The organism is Prevotella corporis DSM 18810 = JCM 8529 (assembly GCF_000430525.1).
GTDB classification, from domain to species: Bacteria; Bacteroidota; Bacteroidia; order Bacteroidales; family Bacteroidaceae; genus Prevotella; species Prevotella corporis.
In genome coordinates this window covers 1-2278 of record NZ_AUME01000082.1, presented here as the reverse complement: position 1 = coordinate 2278, position 2278 = coordinate 1, and the positions used below count along the sequence as shown (strand labels likewise).

The following is a 2278-nucleotide window of genomic DNA, read 5'->3' as shown; positions in this document are numbered from 1 at the left end:
GGAGTATTCAAGGAGTGGATTCCAACTTTAATGAAACAAAGGTGTTATCCAATACCATTTGCTGGTTGTAAGTCGAGTTCTTGAGGGACGACTAGTTATTATTAATTCAAGTAACTATGAAACAAAGGGACAGCCGATGTATGAGCAGCTAATATTTTTATTTACCATGAAGAAATTTGTTTTTATGAAAGACAGCTAATATTAGATACTTACGATAATTCTCATGCCAAGCTTACCCATAAAATCCGTAATTCATAGAACCGCATTACGGATTAATATATTGGGGATTCTTCCATTAAAAATATCATTAGACAGAAAGAAGTCACCTCTTAAACATACTTTTATTTTGATTATAAGAGTTTCATTAAGATACGCTAGAAGCTCTTTCTTTTTGACACTCAGGGCATAGACCCCGAAAATACAACTGTGTATCTTCAATCAAGAAACCCTCCTTTGTATTGGGTTGTGTATTGGGTTGTACGTCATAGAAATCAAATACTCTTCCACATTCCTTACAATAGAAATGACCATGGGGAGAAGTATCGCCATCATAACAAACGCGATGCTCGTCGATAGTTATCATTGAAGCTGCACCTTTCTCTGAGAACATTCGCAATGTATTATATATGGTTGTTCGACTGACTGTTGGGATTTTCTTTTTCAAATTCACGAAAACCTCATCTATTGTTGGATGGGTATGGTGTGTAAGTAGGTAGCGCATTATCTCCATGCGCTGGATTGAGGGTCTAATGCCACAATCTAAGAGTTTTTGGTAAGCTGGATCTATAGTCATGATCAATCTATTATATTATGCAAAAGTAGCTATTATTCTGGTAAAAACCAAATAAAAGCTTGAAAAGATTTCAAATGCAGCCAGGCTCTCCATGGTACGGTAGTACAATAAAGTTGAGGAGGCAGACTTACATTCATTCAATGAACTGCCACATTCTACGAGCATTATGATGAGATATTGAACTTCTATAACAACAGATCTTCGAATGCCATAACAGAATCGTTCTATGCCAAAATTAAACTTTTCCGAGCTAATCTAAGAGGAGTGGCAGACAAGAAGCCCTTCCTATTCAGAATTGCAAAACTATATGCCTATCCCCATTGATTTTCTACTGAGCCGAATTCTCGTACAAGTGCATTTTTAACTTGTTTTCAGAAGACATTTGTCTTCAAAGCGTTGCTCTCTACTCTGCAAATGCTCCAACCTATGCCCATCTAAATTCCTTATCGTTTCAATGGCATTCTTGAAAACGTACTTTCACACCAAACATCAGCTTTCAAACGAAATGCAAAATGGGAAGTGGGTGACAATGGTGGTTATGAGGTGGATGGAGAGTGGAAATTGAAAAGATAGCACTTTTACCACTCTACCTTCAAATCCTTAAACATGACGGATTCTTTATTCTCTCCATTGAGGACTTCAAAGCGCAACAGTTTGATTTCCTTCACCTTGTCTATATCCACATCATTGAAGATGATTCGACCGTTGGTTGGGGTATCTTTGAATATCCTGACCATCACGTCATTACCAACGGTAAGGTTCTCTGTCCTTTTTCGATCTCCGTACAAATCCACATAGGAGGCTTCATATCCAAAAATAACTATATCCACCAATTCACCTGTTGTAGACATCTGGAAGACTGCAGTAATGGTCTTTTCTGCCTTGTTTCCCTTCAGTGAAATCAACTTGTAGGTTACGCCATTGCTGCCTGGTGCCGTCGTGATGGCCTTGCCAAAGTTCATCGCCTTACGCAGATCGACATTCAGCTGTTCCACCTCGCTCACACGCAGGGAAAGACCATTCAGCTGTTGCTGCTGTGCTTCAGTCTTTTGTTTTAACTCTGCAATCTGACTTTCAAGGGTATGCTGCGCCATCGCTGAAACCGATAGCATCAAGGCACCTGCAAAAACTAATAATTTCTTCATAGATGGGATAGTTATGATAATGATCGTTTTATTCTAACGACAAATTTACAACATTTTTCGTACATTTTCTTTTGACGGCTCGAAAAGCTACGCGAGTTCGGGATAAGAAAAGATCTTAGAAGTTGACAATCTCACTTATTAGTTGTACCTTTTCAGGTGATAATCAATAAGTTACGGGTACTATCCTATAAAAGTGTGTAAGCTTCTTTTTTCTTATCTTTGTATTTGTAAATTATAAAAAAGGGAAAAATGAAACTTACACATTCGCAAATTTCGGAAATTCTTTCGAATTACACAAGTAGCAGCGAGGGTTTTGTTACCCTTCAGTCATTAATCATGA

At 38.0% G+C, this 2278-nt stretch carries 2 protein-coding genes and 2 pseudogenes; 2 read left to right on the top strand and 2 right to left on the bottom strand.

Annotated features, from left to right (window positions below; genetic code table 11):
- Nucleotides 1-364: 364 nt before the first annotated feature.
- Entirely contained in the window at nucleotides 365-793 is a 429-nt protein-coding gene (locus H515_RS0110335) for a Fur family transcriptional regulator (RefSeq protein WP_036891159.1), read from the bottom strand.
- A gap of 67 nt (nucleotides 794-860) precedes the next feature.
- Between H515_RS0110335 and H515_RS15245 the strand changes: the two are divergent.
- Nucleotides 861-1117, top strand: a pseudogene (locus tag H515_RS15245) (transposase); the annotation flags it as partial.
- Between the two features lie 254 nt (nucleotides 1118-1371).
- Here H515_RS15245 and H515_RS0110330 read toward each other — a convergent pair.
- On the bottom strand, nucleotides 1372-1938 hold the full coding sequence (locus H515_RS0110330; protein ID WP_025878194.1) for a hypothetical protein: 567 nt from the start codon (nucleotides 1936-1938) through the stop codon (nucleotides 1372-1374).
- Nucleotides 1939-2187: 249 nt separating this feature from the next.
- Between H515_RS0110330 and H515_RS15375 the strand changes: the two are divergent.
- Nucleotides 2188-2278, top strand: a pseudogene (locus tag H515_RS15375) (transposase); the annotation flags it as partial.

Excerpts from the sequence above, each read along its gene's own strand:
- H515_RS0110335 (WP_036891159.1), bottom strand. The coding sequence starts at position 793 with ATGACTATAGATCCAGCTTACCAAAAACTCTTAGATTGTGGCATTAGA.
- H515_RS0110330 (WP_025878194.1), bottom strand. The coding sequence starts at position 1,938 with ATGAAGAAATTATTAGTTTTTGCAGGTGCCTTGATGCTATCGGTTTCA.